At 63.1% G+C, this 20522-nt stretch carries 21 protein-coding genes and 1 pseudogene; 7 read left to right on the forward strand and 15 right to left on the reverse strand.

The features are described 5' to 3' along the window. Positions 1-57 precede the first annotated feature (57 nt). The gene (locus tag ACXR2T_RS04085) at positions 58-795 is read right to left on the reverse strand and encodes an HAD family hydrolase (RefSeq protein WP_458837987.1); all 738 of its coding nucleotides are present in this window, start codon (positions 793-795) and stop codon (positions 58-60) included. Positions 796-890: 95 nt separating this feature from the next. Here ACXR2T_RS04085 and ACXR2T_RS04090 point away from each other — a divergent pair, with 95 nt between their 5' ends. Then, positions 891-2462, forward strand: coding sequence for an SDR family NAD(P)-dependent oxidoreductase (locus ACXR2T_RS04090; RefSeq protein WP_458837988.1), 1572 nt, complete (start codon positions 891-893; stop codon positions 2460-2462). Between the two features lie 31 nt (positions 2463-2493). Here the strand turns inward: ACXR2T_RS04090 and ACXR2T_RS04095 are convergent, their stop codons facing one another. Further along, positions 2494-3489 (reverse strand): pirin family protein, encoded by a 996-nt coding sequence (locus ACXR2T_RS04095; protein WP_458837989.1) that lies wholly within the window; start codon positions 3487-3489, stop codon positions 2494-2496. A gap of 91 nt (positions 3490-3580) precedes the next feature. Continuing rightward, positions 3581-4108, reverse strand: coding sequence for a carboxymuconolactone decarboxylase family protein (locus tag ACXR2T_RS04100; protein ID WP_458813905.1), 528 nt, complete (start codon positions 4106-4108; stop codon positions 3581-3583). Between the two features lie 209 nt (positions 4109-4317). Here ACXR2T_RS04100 and ACXR2T_RS04105 point away from each other — a divergent pair, with 209 nt between their 5' ends. Further along, positions 4318-5007 carry a DsbA family protein gene (locus ACXR2T_RS04105; protein WP_458813907.1) on the forward strand — a complete coding sequence of 230 codons (690 nt, stop codon included), beginning with the start codon at positions 4318-4320 and terminating at the stop codon, positions 5005-5007. Between the two features lie 57 nt (positions 5008-5064). Here ACXR2T_RS04105 and arfB read toward each other — a convergent pair whose 3' ends face one another. Further along, positions 5065-5487 carry an alternative ribosome rescue aminoacyl-tRNA hydrolase ArfB gene (gene arfB / locus ACXR2T_RS04110; RefSeq protein WP_458837990.1) on the reverse strand — a complete coding sequence of 141 codons (423 nt, stop codon included), beginning with the start codon at positions 5485-5487 and terminating at the stop codon, positions 5065-5067. A 106-nt stretch (positions 5488-5593) separates the two neighbouring features. On the opposite strand from arfB, the gene ACXR2T_RS04115 reads away from it, so the two are divergent. Further along, on the forward strand, positions 5594-6736 hold the full coding sequence (locus tag ACXR2T_RS04115; protein ID WP_458837991.1) for an FAD-dependent oxidoreductase: 1143 nt from the start codon (positions 5594-5596) through the stop codon (positions 6734-6736). A 140-nt stretch (positions 6737-6876) separates the two neighbouring features. Here the strand turns inward: ACXR2T_RS04115 and ACXR2T_RS04120 are convergent, their stop codons facing one another. Further along, entirely contained in the window at positions 6877-7164 is a 288-nt protein-coding gene (locus tag ACXR2T_RS04120; protein WP_458837992.1) for a hypothetical protein, read from the reverse strand. Between the two features lie 44 nt (positions 7165-7208). On the opposite strand from ACXR2T_RS04120, the gene ACXR2T_RS04125 reads away from it, so the two are divergent. After that, complete coding sequence (locus ACXR2T_RS04125; protein ID WP_458837993.1) at positions 7209-7667, forward strand: MarR family winged helix-turn-helix transcriptional regulator; 459 nt, start codon at positions 7209-7211, stop codon at positions 7665-7667. Positions 7668-7766: 99 nt separating this feature from the next. Here the strand turns inward: ACXR2T_RS04125 and ACXR2T_RS04130 are convergent, their stop codons facing one another. From ACXR2T_RS04130 to ACXR2T_RS04170, 9 genes and pseudogenes are all read right to left on the reverse strand, one after another. Continuing rightward, a complete protein-coding gene (locus ACXR2T_RS04130) occupies positions 7767-8024 on the reverse strand; it encodes a rhodanese-like domain-containing protein (RefSeq protein WP_458838017.1) in 258 nt (85 codons plus the stop codon). Between the two features lie 39 nt (positions 8025-8063). Then, positions 8064-9473 (reverse strand): annotated as a pseudogene (locus ACXR2T_RS04135) (MBL fold metallo-hydrolase); the annotation flags it as partial. A 225-nt stretch (positions 9474-9698) separates the two neighbouring features. Continuing rightward, complete coding sequence (locus ACXR2T_RS04140; RefSeq protein WP_458837994.1) at positions 9699-10349, reverse strand: TMEM175 family protein; 651 nt, start codon at positions 10347-10349, stop codon at positions 9699-9701. Positions 10350-10381: 32 nt separating this feature from the next. Beyond that, entirely contained in the window at positions 10382-12016 is a 1635-nt protein-coding gene (locus ACXR2T_RS04145) for a BCCT family transporter (RefSeq protein WP_458837995.1), read from the reverse strand. Positions 12017-12382: 366 nt separating this feature from the next. Beyond that, the gene (locus ACXR2T_RS04150) at positions 12383-12667 is read right to left on the reverse strand and encodes a hypothetical protein (RefSeq protein WP_458837996.1); all 285 of its coding nucleotides are present in this window, start codon (positions 12665-12667) and stop codon (positions 12383-12385) included. After that, positions 12664-13596, reverse strand: coding sequence for a nucleoside hydrolase (locus ACXR2T_RS04155; RefSeq protein ID WP_458837997.1), 933 nt, complete (start codon positions 13594-13596; stop codon positions 12664-12666). Before ACXR2T_RS04155 ends, ACXR2T_RS04150 begins: the two co-directional genes overlap by 4 nt. Before the next feature lie 33 nt (positions 13597-13629). Further along, positions 13630-14424: a carbohydrate ABC transporter permease gene (locus ACXR2T_RS04160; RefSeq protein ID WP_458837998.1), complete on the reverse strand. Its 795-nt coding sequence runs from the start codon at positions 14422-14424 to the stop codon at positions 13630-13632. Between the two features lie 65 nt (positions 14425-14489). Further along, entirely contained in the window at positions 14490-15404 is a 915-nt protein-coding gene (locus ACXR2T_RS04165; RefSeq protein WP_458837999.1) for a carbohydrate ABC transporter permease, read from the reverse strand. Continuing rightward, entirely contained in the window at positions 15401-16690 is a 1290-nt protein-coding gene (locus tag ACXR2T_RS04170) for a sugar ABC transporter substrate-binding protein (RefSeq protein WP_458838000.1), read from the reverse strand. The genes ACXR2T_RS04165 and ACXR2T_RS04170 overlap by 4 nt, the downstream gene beginning before the upstream one ends. A gap of 128 nt (positions 16691-16818) precedes the next feature. Here ACXR2T_RS04170 and ACXR2T_RS04175 point away from each other — a divergent pair, with 128 nt between their 5' ends. The 3 genes from ACXR2T_RS04175 to ACXR2T_RS04185 all read left to right on the forward strand — a co-directional run bounded on the left by ACXR2T_RS04175 (position 16819) and on the right by ACXR2T_RS04185 (position 19646). Further along, positions 16819-17841 carry a LacI family DNA-binding transcriptional regulator gene (locus tag ACXR2T_RS04175; RefSeq protein ID WP_458838001.1) on the forward strand — a complete coding sequence of 341 codons (1023 nt, stop codon included), beginning with the start codon at positions 16819-16821 and terminating at the stop codon, positions 17839-17841. Positions 17842-18049: 208 nt separating this feature from the next. Beyond that, positions 18050-18793 (forward strand): helix-turn-helix transcriptional regulator, encoded by a 744-nt coding sequence (locus tag ACXR2T_RS04180; RefSeq protein WP_458838002.1) that lies wholly within the window; start codon positions 18050-18052, stop codon positions 18791-18793. Beyond that, positions 18786-19646, forward strand: a complete 861-nt coding sequence (locus ACXR2T_RS04185) for a Fic family protein (RefSeq protein ID WP_458838003.1) — start codon at positions 18786-18788, stop codon at positions 19644-19646. The genes ACXR2T_RS04180 and ACXR2T_RS04185 overlap by 8 nt, the downstream gene beginning before the upstream one ends. Before the next feature lie 59 nt (positions 19647-19705). Here the strand turns inward: ACXR2T_RS04185 and ACXR2T_RS04190 are convergent, their stop codons facing one another. Beyond that, positions 19706-20452 (reverse strand): group I intron-associated PD-(D/E)XK endonuclease, encoded by a 747-nt coding sequence (locus ACXR2T_RS04190; RefSeq protein ID WP_458838004.1) that lies wholly within the window; start codon positions 20450-20452, stop codon positions 19706-19708. Positions 20453-20522: the final 70 nt, after the last annotated feature.

Below are 20522 nucleotides of genomic sequence, written 5' to 3' on the forward strand. Positions count from 1 at the left end.
TGCGCGACGAAGGAGTCGCAGGGTCCACCCACGGCGCGACGGTGACCGCCATAAAAATCAGCGCGCGCTGCTTTGCACACTCACTATCCATGCCGGATCAATGCCCGTAAACGTCGGCGCCGTCGCATGCACGCGCTCGCCCCACCCTGCGGCAGTCGGCTGCACCAGCACACTCACGCAGCCTGCGGCGAGCGCGGCCTCCGTGCCCACGCGCGAGTCTTCGAAGACGACACAAAGCGTCGGGTCTACGCCGAGCAGCGCCGCCCCTCGCAGGTACGGCTCAGGGTGCGGCTTCGTATGCTCCACGTCGTCGGCCGTCACAATGTGATCAAACGAGGTGAGGTCGACGTGCCGGGCGACCGTGTCCACCCACCGCTTCGTTGAACTCGTGACGAGCGCGAGCGATGCCCCGGCCGCCCCTAGTGCGCGCAGCAGTTCGCCCGCTCCTTCGCGCCAGGCCACCTCACCCTCGAGCGCTTCGAGCGTGGTGTCTTCGAGCAGCCGCGCCACCTCTGAGGCGGGCAGCGAAACCTCGTACGCAGCAATGATCCGGCTGCTGGCTTGTTCGAGAGTGGCGCCCTCGTACGACAGCAGTGCTGCGTCGTCGATCGCGCCACCGAGCCCGTGCACGGTGCGGCGTACCGCCTCGAGCCAGCTGCGCTCGGTGTCAACGAGCGTGCCGTCGAGGTCGAACATCACGGCGAGCGGGGCCGATGCCAGGCGAACGCTGGCAGCGCTTGCGTCGGCTGTGTCGTCGGTGGCGGGCGTGGCGGCGAGGGCGGTAAGAATAGTCACCTCCCTATTACGGCGTGCGCGTGTGGCCGGGCCCAAACCGGCGCGTGAACGGGGGCTGAACGTTTGGCGCAGGTGGCTCGCGTAAAATGGGCCCAATGATCGATTCTTCGAGCGATTCAGCTCAGGCGACCAGCTCTGCTACAGACACCGGCCAGCACGCCTCCATCGACCCGGCCGACCTCGAGGTCGCGCTGCGGGTGCTCAGCGCGGCGGCCTGGCTGCCCGAGGATCACCCCGACTATTTGACGGTGCGCGACGCAACCTCGGGCATGTACAAGGTGGCAAGGCGTGAACGTCGCAAGCGTGAACGCGACGCGATCCGCCGCGCAGACCAGGCTGTGATCGCAGGCACTGCGACGGGTGCGCCCGACCGCATCGACGATGAGACTCGCGGGCTCGACCTACAGGCGTCGACCGATGCGCCCACTGCGGGGGAACTGCTCAAGCCGCACAACTGCTACATCTGTAAGCAGCCGTACACGCGGGTCGACGCGTTCTACCACCAGCTGTGCCCCAGCTGCGCTGCGTTCAGCCACGGCAAGCGTAATGCGCGCACCGACCTCACCGGAAAGCGCGCGCTGCTCACGGGCGGCCGCGCCAAGATCGGCATGCACATTGCGCTGCGGCTCTTGCGCGACGGCGCCCACACGACGATCACCACCAGGTTTCCGAAAGACGCTGCGCGCCGGTTCGCGTCGCTGCCTGACTCGGCCGACTGGCTGCACCGCCTCAAAGTCGTAGGCATCGACCTGCGCGACCCGTCGCAGGTGATCGCGCTGGCAGAGTCTGTCGCGGCCGAGGGCCCGCTCGACATTCTGATCAACAACGCCGCGCAGACCGTGCGTCGCTCGCCCGGCTCGTACTCGCTGCTCACCGACGCCGAGCTGCAGCCGCTCCCCGACGGGCCCATGCCCGAGCTCGAAACGTTTGGGCGCACCGCGCAGCTGCATCCGAAGGCGCTGCAGGCATCGGTCGATGCTGATCCGGCGCTGGCCGAAGCCGCGCTCTCGACCGCCGCGCTGTCGACCGCGGGCCTCGCGGGCACGGTCGCCGAGGGGTTTGCGCAGCACCTCACGGCGGGCGATCTGACCGAGGCCGCAATGAAGGCGGGCTCGTCGTCGATCGAGAAGCACGCCGACGGCACTGCGATCGACGCGGGCGGGCTCGTACCCGATGTGACGCACGTGAACAGTTGGGTGCAGCACGTGCAAGAGGTTGATCCGCTCGAGATGCTCGAGGTGCAGCTGTGTAACACGACGGCGCCGTTCTTGCTGATCAGTCGGCTGCGCGCGTCGATGGCGTCGTCGCCCGCGCGCCGCACATACATCGTGAACGTGTCGGCGATGGAGGGCCAGTTCTCGCGCCGCTACAAGGGCCCGGGCCACCCGCACACCAACATGGCGAAGGCCGCGCTCAACATGCTCACGCGCACGAGCGCGGGTGAGATGCTCGAGGCCGATGGCATCTTGATGACCGCCGTCGACACAGGCTGGATCACCGACGAGCGCCCCCACTTCACCAAGCTGCGGCTCGCCGAAGAGGGCTTTCACGCCCCGCTCGACCTCGTCGACGGCGCGGCCCGCGTCTACGACCCGATCGTGCGCGGTGAGGCCGGCGAAGACCTGTTTGGCAAGTTCTTGAAGGACTACGAGCCGAGCCCCTGGTAGCGGGTGGCGCCGGCCCGCGGCGCACGCCCCGCTACCCGCGCGGTTTGAGCCGCGCGATGGGGGTCGGCGGCGCGGGCAGCGGCGGCCGCTGGCCCGGCGCGAAGTCGCCAAACAGGGGGCGCTTGCCCGCGTCGCGCTGATCCGGAGCTTCAAAACCCAGCTCAGCTTGGTAGCGCCTGCGGTACTCGAGAATCTCGTCGTGGTCGCGGCCGATGAAGTTCCACCACATCACGATCTGCTCGCCGAGCGGCACGCCGCCCAGCAAGATCACGCGCGCGCCATGCTCGCCCGCGCGCAGCTCGAGTGTGTCTGCCCCCGGCGGCACGTACCCGAGCTCGCGGTGCGCGAGCTCGTGACCGTTCACGGTGAGCGCGCTGTTCTCGGCGAGCGCGGCGTGCTCAAAATCGGGCCGGATCTTAAGCCGCACGCTCGCGCCGGCGTTGATGAGCAGCTCGGCCCCGAGCAGCGGGGGCGTGCGCGTGTCGACAGGTGAGCTGGCGCCCGCGAGCTCGCCGATGAAGACGCGCGCGGTGCCTGACCCCAGATCGACAGGCTCGGGCGCGTAGTGCACGAAGTGGTTTTCGCTGTGCCTCGTCGCTTCGGGCAGCGCGTACCACAGCTGCACGCCGTGCAGTGTGGACGTTTGGGGGCTGCTGATCTCTTGGTGCGTGATCCCACGGCCCGCGATCATCAGGTTGAGTTCGCCCGGCAGCACCGCTGCAGCGTTGCCGCCCGAGTCGAGGTGGTCGATGCGGCCCGAGAACAGCCATGACACGGTCGCGAGCCCCGTGTGCGGGTGCCGCGGCACCTCCATGCCGCCCGTCGCGGCTACGTCGTCGGGGCCGTAGTGATCGAGAAAACACCAGGCGCCCACGAGGGAGCGCTGACGCTGCGGGAGCGTGCGGTACACGGTCATGGCGCGCAGCCCACCAAGCGGAACGGGCCGGGCTTCGAGCGTTTCGACGTCGGTGCAGGGCGCCCCCTGCGCGAGCAGGGTTTCGGTGGGGTGCTGCTCGAGGTTACTCACAGTGGGCTCCCTTTCGGTGGGTGGTTCGCTGGGCGATGCCGGGTTCGTTGGGCGTTTGCCCGTACTGCTTGGTGCTGGGTGCTGGGCGCTGCTAGCGCATGAGCTTGCCCGCTCCGTCGCGCGGGCGCACCGGGTGCTCGCTCAAGATCGAGACTCGGTTAAACGCGTTGATCGACACCGCCACCCACTCGGCAGCCGCAAACGTCTCTTCCCCGAGCACAACGAGCGCGCCCGAAAGATCTGCGCGCGCGTCTTCGGTGAGCGGCAGCTGAGTCGCCGCCTCGGCGATCGCGAGCAGCGCCGCTTCGCGCTCAGAGAAGACGCCCGCAGGGTGGCTCGTGTCGCTAGTTCCCGAGCCTGTGCCTGTGCCTGTGCCTGTCGGCTCTCGCCAGGCAGGCAGCAGGTCGAGTTTTTGCTGCGGCAGCTCGCTATCGCGCGCCTGCCGCGAGTGCATGTCCAGGCAGAAAGCGCAACCGTTGAGCTGTGAAGCCCGCACGTTAATGAGCTCGAACTCTTGTGCGCTGAGACCGTGCTCGAGTGCGGCTTCGCGAACCTCGGTTGAGAAGCGCTGGGCAGCCTTCCACGCTTTAGGAATAACTTTGTCGATATATGGACGCACGGTGCTCCTCTACTCTGCGTCAGCTTCGGCTGTTGCTTCTGCTGCTGCCATCCAAGGTCGCGAAGCCTCGGTCGCCCCGCCGTTGAATCAACCTGTGCCCCATCTTGCCACTCACTGCTCACCGCCGCCCCCGCGTTTATTCAGCTGCACCTCGCTTAGGCTGATGGCTGAACCTACTGTTGCCTGCCCCACACGAGGAGACGACCACAATGACACAGCCAACTGCGGGCCCCCAGAAGCGGCGTCTCAGCACGTCGATGCGAGCGATGCTTGTGACCGTGCCGGTGGTGCTCATCGTGGTGGGTCTCGTCATCTCAATGTCGATTGCGTCGCGGCCCACCCAGGTGGTGACGAGCCCTTCGAAGCCCGCTGTGACCGTGGCCGACAACTCGCACGTGCTCGATGACGCGGGTAAAGATGCGCCCACCCTGGTCGAATTTCTCGACTTCGAGTGTGAGGCGTGTGGCGCGCTCTACCCCTACGTTGAAGACGTGCGCGAGTACTACGACGGCAAGATCAACTACGTGGTGCGCTACTTTCCGCTCGGCGGGCACTTCAACTCGATGAACGCTGCCGTTGCGGTCGAGGCGGCCGCACAGCAAGGTAAGTTCGAAGAGATGTTTCACCAGATGCTGCAGTCGCAGGCCGAGTGGGGCGAGCAACAGACCTCAGAGGCAGCGCGGTTTCGCGGCTACGCCGAAGAGCTCGGACTCGACATGAGCGCGTACGACAAGGCGGTCGCAGACCCCGCCACCGAGGCGCGCGTGCAACAAGACCTCGACGCCGGCACGGCCCTCGGTGTGAACAGCACCCCCACGTTCTTCCTCGACGGCAAGCAGCTCACGCTCACCGATCCCAACGATCTACCGAACGCGATCGAGGCAGCGCTCGACAAGTAGCAGCACGCGCGCCAAGCAGCACGCGCGCCAAGCGGCTGCAAAGCCTCCGGGCGCGAACTATTCCCCGCGCGGCCGCTGCCGCAGCTTCTTCGTCTCTGACCGGCGCGTTTTTGCCGCCAGGTGGCGACGCTTCGACCCGCGCGTGGGCTTGGTCGCGCGCCTAGTCGGAGCATCTGGGGCCAGCGCCTCGCGCACAAGCGCAGCCAGTTTTTCGAGCGCGATCTCGCGATTACGCAACTGCGAGCGCTCGGCAGACGCCGCTACCGTGATGGCCCCCGCGACAAGCCTGGGCGCTAGCTTTTCAAGCAGTCGCTGCCGCTGCCCTCCGGTGAGCACGGCCGACCCCGCAACGCTCCATGTCAGTTCAACCCTGCTGTCTGACGTGTTGACGTGCTGCCCGCCCGGCCCCGAAGAGCGCGAAAATCGCCACCCCAGCTCGCCCGCCGGAATCGTGAGCGCCCGCGACACCGTAAGATCCATACCCCAAGAATCCCACGAATCCCGCATGCGCGCCCGCGGAACGCCCGCCGAACGCCCGCCGCGCAATGCGCAACCCACCACGCACGCGCTCGCTAGGCTGGGGGCCATGACCGAACACTTCGACCGCATCGTGATCGGCGGCGGCGCGATGGGACTTGCGACCACCTGGCAACTCGCGGTGCGTGGCCTGCGCGTGCTCATGCTCGAGCGCTTCACGCCCGGCCACGAGCGCGGCGCCTCGCACGGCGCCACCCGCAACATGAACAACGCCTACGCCGAGCCCCACTACCTCGACCTCTACGACGAGGCACTCACGCTCTGGCGCGCGCTCGAGCGCCGCTCGGGCAAGCAGCTGCTCACCATGTGCGGGCTCGTCACGCACGGCGACCCCGCCCGCGTGCGCGCCGCCCACGCTGCCCTCACTGCCCGCGACGCCGCCACCGAGCTCATCACGCCCGCGGCCGCTGCCGCCCGTTGGCCGGGCATGCGCTTCGAGGGTGAGGTGCTCGTGAATCGCGACGCGGGCCGCATTCACGCGCGCACCGCGCTCGAGGTGATCGGCGCGCTCGCGACCGCTGACGGCGCCGATCTGCGCTACGAGCACCGGGTCACGTCGATCAATGAAGCTCCGGATCGCGTCACCGTAACAGCCTCCCTGCCGGGCGGCGAGACCGCGCAGTTTGAGGCACCCGGGGTCGTTGTGACGACCGGTGCGTGGAGCGAGCCGGTGCTCGGCGGGCTCGCGGTGGCCGATCAGCTGCCGCCGCTGCGGGTCACCGAAGAGCATCCCGCGCACTTCGCCGTGCGCGAACGTTTCGACGGCGCTGGGTGGCCGTCATTTAACCACTTTCGGCGTGCCACAGAGCTCACCGGATACGCGGGCAACGTCTACGGCATGCTCACGCCCGGCGAAGGCATCAAGGTAGGGTTTCACGCGACGGGCAACACCGTCGACCCCGATCAGCGCCAGTTTCGGGCACCCGATGCTGCGCGTGCCCAACTGCGCGCATACGTCGACGAGTGGTTTCCCGACCTCGACGCAGACTCGGCCATCGAGGTGAGCTGCACTTACACGATGACTCCGTCAGAGCGGTTTGTGCTCGACCGCGCGGGCCGCGTGACGGTGGGAGCCGGGTTCTCGGGCCAGGGCTTCAAGTTCGTGCCCGCGGTGGGCCGCGTGCTCGCAGACCTCAGTGTGGGTGCGGGCGTAGCCCCCGCAGCGTTCAGCTTTGCGTCACACCGCGCATAGCGCCCAGTCCAGCGCCCAGCGCAACCTCGCACTGACGAGTCGGCATCGAAATGACGAGTCGGCCCGATAAGTACGCATTTATCGGGCCGACTCGTCATTTCGATGCTGCCTCGTGGTGGCACCGGCGGCCCCGCACCGATTTAAGCGGAGTCAGCACCGTCGCCGGCACTGGCCGCCGCCGCGCCGGGCTTCGGGCACCGCAAATGCGTTCGCTCGCCAGGCCCGCCACGGTCAACCCGGTGGTCCGCCATCAGTTCGTTGCACACCGGGCACTTGGGGTTCGCCGGCGGCACATACGGCGGCTCGTTGGGGTCCCCCAACTGCGCGGCACCCTCAAACTGGTACAGCAGTCGGCGCAGCGCATTACCAAACCCGGGCAGCCCGTCCCAGCGAGTCTCATGCCACAATCGTCTTTTTCGTTCGCGCACAAACGAAACCCTAACACAGTTCGTTTGCGCACTAACGAGATAGCATGGTGAACATGGATGACCTCCCCGACGACCTGCTCAAACTCGATCAGCAGGTGTGCTTCGCCCTCGCGATCGCCAGTCGCAGCGTGATCGGCGCATACCGCCCCATCCTCGAGCCCCTCGGACTCACACACCCGCAGTACCTGGTCATGCTCGCCCTCTGGGAGCGCGCCCCCATGCGTTTTGGCGACATCGCCCAGGCCCTCCACTTCGACCGGGCGTCACTGTCGCCGATCATCAAACGGCTCGAGCACGCCGGCCTCATCGAGCGCGTGCCCGTCGCGGGCGACGAGCGCACGTTTGCCCTCGTCACAACCGAGGCTGGCCAGGCACTGCGCGAACAAGCTTTGGGTGTGCCGCCCGCGGTCATCAAGCGGCTCGGCCTGCCGCTCGAACGGCTCGTCGCGCTGCGCGACGAGCTGGGCACGGTGATCGCTGCGGTCGAGGGATCCGGATCATAGAACGCCCGCGCCCCCGCACGCCGTAGCCACTCAGCCGCCCGAGCCCAGCGGGGCGAAAGGCAGCCCAGCGCGAGGTGCCCCGGCTCAGCCCGCAGCGACTCAGCGCGCGACGGGCAGGCCCGTCGCGGCCGCGGCCTGGTCGAGCGAGCCGAGGTTGGTGAGGTGCTCGAACCCGGCCTGCGCCATGAGCTCGATGGCCTGGCCCGAGCGGTTGCCCGAGCGGCAGTAGACGACGTACTCAGCCTCGGGGTCAAGGGTGGGGATCGCGGCGGCGAGGTCTCCGCCGTTGAAGTCAAGCACCTGGGCGCCCTCGAGATGCCCCGACGCATACTCCTCGGGGGTGCGCACATCGAGCACGATCGCACCGGTCGCGATTGCACCTGGCGAGCTGCCCTCAGCTGGGGTGTTGCCCGGCTGAGCAACCCAGGCTGCGTAGCTGCCGTCGAGCTCGGCGACATCGTAGCCGCGGGCGCGCAGGGCGCTCGCGACGACGCTGTTACGCACGCCACTTTGGCAGTACGACACGATCGTGCCCGCGCCCGCCTGTGGCAGCTCATCGAGATGCCACAGCACGCGACCACCCGAGAGCTGGTGCGCGCCGGGCAGGTGACCCGCCTGGTACTCGGTGCGGTTGCGCACGTCGAGCAGCAGCGCGCGGTCTAACCCGTCGAGCTCTGCTGGCGCGATGAGCTCGGGTTGCACCAGCTCGAGCCCGTCAAAGGAGGTGACGAACCCGCGCACCGTGTCGATGCCCACGCGCACCAGGTGGTCGCGCAGTTCTTGCGCTGCTTCTCTGGAGTCTGCGAGCAGCACCATTGGGCGTGCTTCGCGCTGCGGGTCGACAACCCACGCACCGTAACTTGCGGCCTTCGCGGGGCCGGGAATGTTGAGTGCGCCCGCGACGGTGCCCTCGTGGACCTCACTGTTGTGGCGCGTGTCGACGAGAATCACGGTCCCTGCGGCGAGCGCATCCTTGAGGTCGTTCGCGGTGTATTCGATGAGTTCGGGGGTCTCACCGATGACGGCCGGGCCGGTCTTGTTTTCGAGCTTCATGCGCGCGAAGTAGGCGTGGGCGTCGGGTTGCCCGCTCAGTAGTTCGTCGACGAAGCCTTGTTCGTCATTGTTTTTGAGGAACGCACCCCACCACGAGAAGTTGCGCTCGTAGCCGACGGTGGAGGCCGCGATCGCGCCGAGGGCTTTGCCGCAGGCAGACCCCGAGCCGTGGGCGGGCAGCACCTGCACATAGTCGGGCAGTGTGAGAAACCTGTCGCGCAGGCTCGCGAAGAGGTCTTTAGCCCCCTGAAACCTGGTGTCAACGAAGCCCGCGGCCTCGTCGAGCAGGTCGGGACGGCCGACGTCGCCTACGAAGACGAAGTCACCAGTGAGCATAAACCCGGGCTCGGTCGCCTGCGCCCCGTCGGTAACAAGAAACGACATGTGCTCGGGGGTGTGACCGGGCGTATGTGAAGCTTCGACGGTGATGTTACCGAGGGTGATGCGGTGACCGTGCTTCATGCGGGTGGCGCCGTCGAAGTCTGCGCCGTACATCCAAGCTGGGCCTCCCTCGTCAGAAACGTATATCTGTGCACCAGTGCGGGCGGCGAGCTCGCGGGTGCCCGAAAGGTAGTCGGCGTGAATGTGAGTCTCGGTGACGGCGACGATCGACATGCCGTTCTTCGCGGCGAGGTCGAGGTAGACATCGGTGTCGCGGCGCGGGTCGACCACAATGGCTTCGCCGTTCACCTGGCATCCAATGAAGTAGCTCGCTTGCGCCAGGTCTTCGTCATAGATGCGTTCAAGCAGCATGGTCGGGTCTCCAACTCTCTCGGTGAAACATGTTTGGATGCAGTCAGGCTACGCGCGAGTACCGCGGGGCCGCTAGCCGCACAGGGAGCGAATGCTGTGAGACACACAGATTCACGGCAAGACAGATACCCCTAGGGGTATCTGTTTACACGCCCTCACTATACCCACAGGGGTATCCAACCTGTCAAGTCGGGGCCGCGCCCGCTCTTCGGCGAGCCCTCGCCATTAGCCGCTTGTCGTGCCTGTTGGCGGCGCCTCGGGATACCCACTTGACGGTGGTGCCAGCAGGTAGAAGACACCCAGCAAGATGCAAACAGCGAGCGTGAGATAGGGCGACACCAACCCCAGACCACCCGCAACGAGGTAGGCGGGCAAGGCCAACGCGGCACGAACCAATATGAAACGTACCTGCAGAGCTGTGGGGGGATATCGCAGCAAATACCTGCGTCGCAGCAGAAGGTGACACTGCATGAGGAAGAACAGCGATGATGCCACGAACAACGACAACGCATACACCACAGCAGCGAGATGGCCACCCGCGGGCCTGTTCAAATAGGTGGCGAGTAGTGAGGTCGTGAACGGGAGAACCACAATGCTCAACAGGAGAAACACGTTCAGCACGAGAACAGAGTGGTCCACACTGGCGAGCCGGCGCACCATCGTGTGGTGATTGATCCAGAAGATGCCGATCGCCACGAACGAGACGACATAAGCCACAAAGCTGGGCCATTCAGCAAGAAGACGCTCCCCCAGAGCGCCCGCGCTATTCGGGTCAGGCACCGTGAGATCAAGCACAAGCAGCGTGATTGCGACGGCAATCACGCCGTCGGAGAACGCTTCAATGCGACTCGGCGGGAGCATTTCATTACGAGTCATGGTGAGAACCTCACCGCTCATCGTACGAGCGTCTACGCGCGCCCCGCAACACCTTGTTCGATGGCAAGCTTGCGCAACAAGAACGGGGCTCCAATGAGCGACGGTAGCATCACGAACCCCACGGGTACCGCGGTGATCACAATCGCCGACTGCAACGCACCGATGCCCCCATCACCGATCGAGATAAGAACCGCAGCCGCGGCACCCAGCAAGATCGCCCATGTAAGACGCAGCTTCGGTGAAGGCGCGTCGCCCTTCACGCAAGACTGGGAGATCGCGAACGACATTGAGTCGGCCGTGGTCGCCACAAACGTCATGGTGAGCACAAGGAAGGTAATCGCGAGGAACATCGACAGCGGAAGCTCTGAGGTGATGGCCATAATGGCGGCCGGGAGCCCGGCTTCTGCAAGCGCCCCGGTGATTGATCCGGGATTTTGTTGGTCAAGATAGATTCCTGTGCCGCCCAAGACGCTAAACCAGACGGCGGTCGCGATCGGCGGGAGCACCGCGGTGCCGAGCAGCAGGTCGCGAGCCGTGCGTCCGCGTGAGATCCGGGCCACAAAGATAGCCATCAGCGGCGCGTAGCCGAGGAACCAGCCAAAGAAGAAGACCGTCCAGCTCGCGAGCCATGCACTGTCGCCATGGTACAGAGACAGCGGAACGAAATTCGAAAGGTACATGCCAAACCCACCCACAAAGGCTTCGAGCAGGTACCAAGCCGAGCCGAGCATGACCACGAGCGCCATAAGCCCGAGCGCCATCCACACATTCACACGACTCAGGATTTGAATGCCCTTGTTAATTCCAGAGAACACACTCACCCCTGCGACCGCGGTGAGAACGGCGATGATCGCGAGCTGCACCCAGTAGACGTCAGGGACCCCGAAGAGAAAGTTCAGCCCGTAAGAGATCTGCAGCCCCAGAAACCCGATCGGGCCGATCGTGCCTGCCGCGACCGAGATGATGCACACGATATCTACGATGGCGCCGATCCGACTGGTCGCCGCTTTCTGACCAAGAATCGGGTACAGCAAGCTGCGCGGCCGCATCGGGAGTCCCTTTTCGGAGGCGATCATCATGACGATCGCGCCGAGGGAGCCAAGAATCGCCCAAGCGAGAAACCCCCAGTCGGCAAAGCTCGTCGCTAACGCCGCAAACACACCAGCCATAGGGGTCTGCTCGAGGTTTTCGAAGAACGGCGGCACCGACATGTAATGGTAAAGCGGCTCGGCCGCGGCCCAGAACACACCGCCACCGGCAAGCAACGTGGTCATGATCATGGCCACCCACTTGAACCGACTGTACTCGGGGCTCTTCAGCTCTCCCAAGCGCGCTTTCGACCACGGCGTGAAGATCAAGGCTACGGCTACGAAGAAGGTGAAAAGGAGCAGGTACTGCCAGTACAGCCCGAACCACGCGGCAGCCTTGGTGAATCCCACGTTGACAGCGTCGGAGACTACGTCAGGAACGATTAGCGCGGCTATGACGAAGGCCGCGAGAATGCCTAAGCTCCAGCCCGCAACATGCCAATCAATATTACGAGCCGCAGCGGCCCCTGGTTTGGCATCAGGCTCAGTGGCGGGAGCTGAGGCTGCGCTCGCGCCTGCGCTCAAGCCTGCGCTCAAGCCTGCTCTCGAACTCGATGTGAGAGGAGAGGGAGAAGTCAACTAAGATCCATTCTGAGTGAGGGCGCGCAGCCCCTGCGGTGCTGTCGTCGAACATGAAAACGACGCAATACCGCGTCGGAATCATTCAGTCCAACGTCAGATTGTTGATGTTTGGTTCAGATCAGTGAGAAATGAACACGGAAGCATAGAGGGCCCAGGCTTCGCCTTCGCTGTTGCGCGCGATAGAGCACGAGGGCGTGGGCGTAAAAATACGCGTCACCAAGTTTGCATCATCGTGAGACAGTGAACCTGTTTGCGCATGGATAGTCATGTAGTATTCGCGACGAACATTGTGGGGCGTTTGCGCCGCAGCAGCCACGAAATATGTGGTCCATGGGAGCGCGGTCATAACCGCAGAACGCCTAGCTACCCGACGTAAATGAAACTGAAGAACACCACGAGTCCTAGAAAAATCACCGCCGGCAGGGCGAGCGCGAGGATGAGTGTCGCGACCGCGAAGCCTTTGCGCTCACGCCTAACTAGAGAGGTGGTCGCGAGCGCAATCCCGGCGGTCATGGTCGCCAAGAGACACGGCATCCACCAGCCTCCGTGGAGCACGTTAGTCGCCACCAAGACGTAGGTGAGCAGCAACAACCCCAGGAAGACGCCAAACCCTACGCACCCCCAGACAGGCTTCAAATTGCGGTTCATTTGCTGTTCAGCTGCGCCAGACGTTCGATGTGAGAAACGATCGCTTCGGTCACGGCGGGAATGTTCACGCCGGTAACCAGTCTGACTGTGCCTGCCTGGTCGGCATGAAAATCGCTTCGGCCACCACCTGCACCGCCCACCTGAATTTCTACGCGCCCACTGGCGCTAAATGTGAACAGCTCAGGGCGCGTCATGGTGAGCACCGTGATGGGATCGTGAGGGACGTTCTTGTCACGGTTCCAATACTCCCACCACTGGGCGATATCTGCACCGAGTGCCGCCCCGACGGGCCCAGCTTGACGGATGCGGTCGAGCTGATCGGCCGCGATCTCAATCTGCTCGGTGACTTCAAGCCCGGTCACAGTGGTCGGAATTTCTGCGGCGAACACGCGCGCCGCGGCAACGTCATCACTGCGCAGGTTGTGTTCGATACCTGTCCCATCGACGCCAGGGCCACCGTCGAATGAACCTCCCATGATCCACAGGTGCCTGACGTTACCGGCGAACTGTGGTGATGCGGCGATTGCTGAAGCGATGTTCGTGAGCGGCCCGATCGCAACGATGTCGATCTCCCCCGGCCGACCGTTGACCGCTTCGACCATCTTCTGCACCGCCGACCCCTGGTCCGGAGTCTCGGTTTCAAGCCCCGTGTGGAGCGTGCCCTCGACCCCCGCCCACCAAACGTCTCTACCCGAGAGCGGCGTCGATTCACCCACGTAGGTGGGCACCGAGACGCCAGCCAGGGCCGCATACCGTTTCACCATGCGTGCCCGCAGTAAAGCGTCACCGTAGACGGTAGTTGCCGCGACGAGGTCGATATCGTCGCTGCCGAGTATGACGGAGAGCGCCATAGCATCGTCGACGTCTGATCCCAGGTCGGTGTCAAGAATAATTTGGAAAGGTCGCGGCATGACGAAGGTCCTGTTCATGGAAGGAAGTGTGCTGCAGCGCAGCAGTGAGTGTTACTTGATGCCCGTGGTGGCTGTCGATTGCACAAAGTAACGCTGGAAAGCGAGCACGAGCGCGAGCGGGATGAGTGTGAGCACGATCGCGCCGGCAAAGAGCACACCATAGTCGACCGTGTGCTGCCCCTGCAGATTCGCCAGTGCGATCGGAGCGAGGATGTGCCCCTTATCGGTTCCCATCAGCAGCGGCCAGACGTAGGCCTGCCATTGGAACAAGAAGAGAGTCAAGCCCGCACCAATGAGAGCGGGCACCGATAGCGGCAGGTACACCCGGAGGAAGATTCCCCACCACCCCAGTCCATCCAGTCGTGCCGCCTCCACGAGCTCCTTGGGGATCGCGAGGAAGAACGTGCGTATCAGCAGAATGGCCATGCCGTTGCCGATCCCGGGAAGGATGAGCCCGACAAAAGTGTTGACGAGGTTCCAATCCCGGAAGATGTTTGCGAGCGGGATGGCAATCGCATCGAACGGGATCAAAAAGCTCACCAGCACGATGACGAAAACAACGCCGCGCCCCCGGAAGGGAATTGCTGCGAGAGCGAAGGCCGCCATCGAGCAGACCACCAGTCCCCCGATGACCGTTAGCCCGCTCACCAGGAGCGAGTTGACGGTGGCACGACCCAGGTCGCTCGACAGCAGCGCGCCGTAGTTCTGTGTCGTAGGTGTCAGCGTGAAGAAGGTTTGCCACTGCAGCGGGTCGAGGTAGCTGAAGGTCTCGACAGAAGGCCTGAGCGAATTAATGAAGGCCCACCACAGTGGTGCCAGAAACAGCAGCCCCACCGCGGCGGCCAACGCTGACAGTAGGACGTATGTGATGGTGCGAGACCGCGGGCCGCGTCGAATATTCGTTTGTGCCACTAGTCTGCGCTCCTCATCATGCGGAACTGGATCGCAACTACGGCCAGGGTTATGAGCACGAGAACGAGCACCTCAGCCTGGGCCGTGTTGAGGTCGCCTAAGGAGTAGGCACGGTTGTACAGGTCGTACATGAGCAGGTTCGTCGAACCGCTGGGTCCACCCTTGGTGAGGATTTGAATCGGCGCGAATACGGTGAAGTTTGCGACCGTCGTTGCGACAAGCACGAACCCGAGAGGACGACGCACCATGGGCAGCGTGATTGCCCAGGTCTTGCGCCAACCGCTCGCACCGTCGAGGTCTGCGGCTTCAAAGATTTCCTGTGGGATGTCGTTGATCCCTGCACAGAGAAACAGCATCCAGTACCCGACACCCACCCAACACAGCAGCACAATAACGGCGGGTAGCGCTTGCTGCGCCGAAGACAGGAAGGGCTGATCCGGAATTCCAAACAGCGAGAGGAACGAGTTGGCTAGACCGTCTGGGCGATAGATCACGCTCCAGACAACAGCAGAAACCGCGGGAGGTACTGCAATGGGAACGATCACGAGCGATCGCCAGATCCGGGACCCTGCCGTACGGCGCGTGAACAGCACCGCAAGCAGGAATGAGGCAACGACCTGCAGCGGGTTGATGATGATTGAAAAAATAAGCGTCACCAAGATGGACTGTTGAAAGCCAGCATTGGTGAACAGCTCGGTGTAGTTTTGGAGCCCCACGAACGTCGGGGTGGGGTTAAGGATGCTGGTGCGGTAGAGACTCTCGACCAGAGAAACGCCTGCGGGCAAGAGCCGCAGCAGCGCGAGCGCAATGAGGGCGGGGGCAAGAAACCCGAGCGCCACCCACAGATTGCCGCGGGCCGTGCGAGGGCGGGTACGCCCCACCCTCACACGGCGTTTCAGCGCTGTGTGCGTCACTTCAGCCGCGCCCACACATCAGTGATCTCTTGCTGCGCTTGACCAAGCCGAGCTGTAACGTCTGAGCCGTTGCGAATGTCTGCGATTGCCTTGTTGATCGCATCCTCGAACTGGGGGAAGCCGACACTCACCGGGCGCGGTACGGCAGTCGTGTTCGCCTCATAGCCGACAATGTCACCGGCGCCCGCACTGCGCTCACCCGCAAGTGCGTCAAGGTTGGGCAGAGTCTGCTCGAGCGCGGCCGTGTTGGCGGGCAGGTTCGCGACGGACTCGCTCGTCAGGTAGCTGCCCTCGGCGTCGAGCGCCATGTATTCCATGAACTCTTGCGCTGCCGCCTTGTTCGGCGAAGCGGGGTTGAGGCCCAACGACCATGATCCGGTAGGCGTCGCAACGGTCCCACCGTTGAAGTACGGCATCGGAGCGACGCCCCAGTTCACCTCAGAAGCGTCGAAGTTGGCGAGGTTCCAAGTGCCACCCACGAAGTAGGCCACGTTGCCATCTGCAAACACGGCGTTGGTCTGGAAGATGCCAATGCCGCGAGCGGAGAGACCGGAGTCAAAGATATCGGCGAACCAGTCCATCGCTTCGACCCACTCCTTGTTGGTCACGTCAACGCCCAGGTTGTCATCACCGGTGAAGCCCGAGCCACCACCGGCCGACTCCACTAGGGGCTGGATCTGGTAGTACGAGTCGGGCTGCTCAAGCAACAGGCCATACTTCGCACCGGTCTGCTGCACTGCCGCACCGTTCTCGGCGATCTCTTCCCATGTCGCGCGCGCATCGACGTCTGACGATGGGTATGAGAGATTCGCGGCGTCCAGCAGGTCTTTGTTGTAGAAGAGCAGCTGCGTGGAAGTCGTGATCGGCAGGGCGTACAGCTTGCCGTCGTACACGCTGACGTTGTAAGCCACGTCGCTGACCGCGCTCTTGGTCGATTCGTCGAGCGCCGACAAGTCTTCAAGGTATCCCTGCGCAGCCAGTTGCGCCAAGCGCGGCTGATCAACCGCGTAAATATCGATCGTCTCATCCTTAGCGCCGATGCGCTGCTGAATCGTCGAGCTGTACTGGTCGAACGGAATCTGCGAGTACTCGATTTTGACGTCAGGGTGAGCCTTCTCGAAAGCCGCGATCACCGCGTCGTAGCTCGACGGGTCATCGGTGGCCACGAATCGGACAGTGCCCGATGCTGCTTCTGAAGGCGCCGCGCCATCCTGTCCAGAGCAACCAGCGAGGGCAAGCACAGCGGCCATAGCGGCGGCGGCCGCGGCGAGCAGGTTCTTCTTCATTGGAAGCCAATCTGTCGTATCAGGTATCTAACCGGATAGATTACGAGCCTTGCGTCCGTTCGTCAACTTTTGATTGGTGACAAGCAAGGTGCGATAGTGTTCGTTCTATCCGGATAGCAGGGAGAATCATGGCGACAGCAAGAGACGTTGCGCGTCTAGCGGGCTGCTCTAACGCGGTCGTCAGCTACGTGTTCAACAACGGCCCTCGCCCCGTGGCGGCCGAAACTCGACGCCGTGTGCTTGATGCGGCCGCGAAACTCAACTATCGACCAGATAGCACCGCAGCAGCGCTGAGCGGCGGCAAGTCCCGCTCGATAGGGCTCATTGTGCCCGACATCACGAACCCCTTCTTTGCTGAGCTGGCTCGAGAGCTCGAAGCACCCCTGGGCGACCAAGGCTATCTGCTCCTCATCGGAGACGCAGCGATGGATGAGCACCGCGAGACGCGTCTCGTCGAGACGTTCGTGGAGCGTCGCGTGGACGCGCTCGTCTACGCATCCATGCGCAGCAACCCCGAAGACAAGATCTGCCAGAAGTTAGGGATTCCCGTGGTCTCACTGCGCGCGGTGGGACCAGATAGCGACGCATCTTCCGTCGCGATCGATTATGAACAAGCGGCGTACCTTGCGACACGCCACCTCGCGGATCAAGGCCACACTCGTATCGGCTTACTCAGTGGCCCTGGCGAGACATCAACGAGCACAGGACGAGTCGCTGGCTTTCGCCGCGCAACCCAAGAGCTCTCGCTCTCAACCTCCGAACGCTCCTCGAACTACACGCGGGCAGCGGCGGCCGCAGCGTTTACTAATTGGTGGGAATCTGGCGAACTGCCCGACGCCATTTTCGTGATCAGCGACGAACAAGCAATCGGTGTGCTGTCGGCCGCGCACCACGCCGGGCTCAGCATCCCCGACGATCTTGCTGTGGTGAGCGTGGACGGCACAGCGGCGGGCAGATATACAGTGCCGAGCCTCACATCTGTACGTCAACCGGTCACCGAAATGGCGGCGAGCATCACAGCGATACTCCTCGAAGCCACGCCAACGAGCGCGCCCGTGCACGAGATCTTCCAGCCAAAGTTGATCGTGCGGGAATCCTCTGTCGCGCGGGTGCCGCGGAGTGCCTACTTTGGGGCCTCCGACCACGACTAGGCGCGCACAATCAGCATCTCCACTCGAGAAGGTGTCGCGTAAGTGTCGCTTTGCCCATGAGGAGAATGCTCTCACCGAAGCACTCTCTTCCAATGCGGCGCCCCAGCCTCATGGCGCTCTGGCTAGCTCCGGGCAACAACCTCAGGCACCACAAACAATACGATGTATTACAAACAGTACATTGTACTAAAAATGATACAATCGCATCATGGATGTTCAAGATCTACTCGAGCTGGCTGCAAAGCACCCGACAGCCACATCGCGAAGATCTGGCGTGTCTCGAGCGACCATTAACCGCCTTCGCAAAGGTGACGGTGAGCCATCCTTGGGCACACTGAGTGAGCTTGCTGCAGCACTCGGCCTAGCGGTCGAAGTACGCGTGAACCCGAGCGGGGACCCTTACGCGGCAATAGCGGCGAGAGTGCTCCTGGATCCCGAAATGGATGCTGTAGTGAGACCTGCAGTCTTGAAATGGCTGAAGCGGTTTGAGCGATACGGTATCGCCAAAGATCCTGAGCACCTTGTTGAAACCGCCGGAAGACTTAGTGCACCGCAGCACCATCCGGACGCAAGATTCTTCGCCCCCAGGCGCGGGCTAGATTCTTTTGCGTTGGGGGTGAACGCGGCTTCAGCAGGGGGAAGCGACTCCGTTGTTTCGGGCGCCCCGGCTGCTGCCTTACTACTTGATAGAGAGGTCCGTGGAGCAACCATCTTGTGGTCGACCGACCCCGACGGCGCTTCAGAAGCAATGAGGCAAACACTTGTGGAGACGAGTCGGTTCCAACCAGCCGGAGTCGTTATTGCGCCAGCCCCGCGTGAGACACTCATCGACCCGTTAGTGGTTCAGCAACAGCGTTTTGCGTCACCCATCCAAACGGTCCTGGACCTTCACGGACTCGGCATGGTGCACCTAGCCCGTGAGATCACTAAGGAGTGGGGCAAGAATGACTAAGAAGAAGTGGGGTCTCGGGAGCGACCATTACCACCTTCGTCCCCAAGTAAACGAGCACTCAGGTTACCTCCGCCGCCATGAGAAAGTCACACCACAGAAGATTGGTGATTCGGGACGCGTCATCTGGGATGCGTCGCAGATAGAGTTTGACCTCATTCGCGAATCACCTATCGAACGGTCCCTCGAACGACTCAGGAACACCCTTCCAGAGTTCATTTGGAACACAGCAGCCCTTGAAGGGAACCTTTTCACGCTGCCAGAGGTGCGCACATTACTCGACGGAGTAACCGTCGGAGGAAAGCGCGTTGAGGACGCGAATCAGATCATCGCACTCAGCGAGGCTATGAACACCATGATTGAGATGGTGAGAGACGGTAGCTTCAATCTGTCTGCCGAAACCTCGCAGAGCATCAACGGCGCTGTAGCGCAGTACGAAATCATCGACCCTGGGGTGTTTCGCGGGCAGGGCACGGTCATGGGAGGTGGCGGTACCGTTCGGCTCACTGATGGCAGCGACATCGACGGTGACGACCCCGGCAAGGGCGGCGAGCAGATGGTGGTCGACTACGCAAACTTGCTCGCTGCGCTGGAGAGTGTCATCGACCCCAGAGAGCGCGCACTCGCGTACTTTGCATCGGCCACACGATCACAGTTCTATTACGACGGGAACAAGCGAACGGCACGAATTATGATGACGGGCCATCTCATCGCCTCTGGTTACGAAGCGGTAAGCGTCCCTGTTGCTCGAAGGCTTGAATTTAATCAGGGGTTGGAGTCTCTCTTCAGGGACTCGGACGCCACCTCGATCATGGCCTTTCTCACCACATGTACCCCACCGGACGCGCAGCGGTAAGCCTAAATTGTGATGCTTTGACGACCCTCGGAGCATAGCAACCCCAGCACCTCCTTACTTCATCGCGATAACCACTCCTCACATTCAAATTTCCGATACTGGACCAGATGAATCGCGTGTAGTCCGCCTACCTCTCCGACAGGGATCAAATAACACCGGAGATCACCGTCAACGATAAAGAACTCGTCTATTTGATCAGGGTCATATGTTCGCCGACGTCCTTGCCCCGAGCTGGATGACAAATACACTTTCCACGTTCTCCCAGCCCTCACCGTAGTAGTTTTCACCTGTACCCGGCGCACCGTCGCACCGCTCACAACCAGCAAGTCGTATCTACAGGGCTCCAGCGGCCATGACACGTCGTAGCCGGCTAACGTGTACCACGCTGCCGCGACAAGCGGCCCGGCACGATCTAAACGCGATAAATTTGGGAGACCGGCGGCGCTGGGGGCCTCCATATGGCTGGTCAGATGTCCTGTATCCAAACCTAAACGGAGCGCGTGCCCCTTCAGCGTGGCTACATCCTCGATGCCTACGCCAAGCGCCGCCACGACCTGACACCAACTAGCTTCTGTTTGAACTGCTTCGCGAAGCTGCGCTTCTTTCCATTTGCGTTGACCTCTGAAGTGTTCAAAGTCGAGCGCGAGGCGCTCAGCATGACTGCGAACGGACCTCATGGTGCCTGCCGATCGCGAGGTTAGCCCAAGTGTACGCAAGACGCCGCGCCAAGAGTCACTCTCCGCGATTGCCGCCGTAAGTGCCGCATCGGTGTAACTTCGTCGTCCAGTCATATTTCGACGGTACATTGAGCCTCAGACATGCTGCGGACCACGAGGCACTCACCCGCGCACATACGACAAAAGCCTCGGCGAGAAA

It is taken from the genome of Leucobacter faecis (assembly GCF_054456635.2).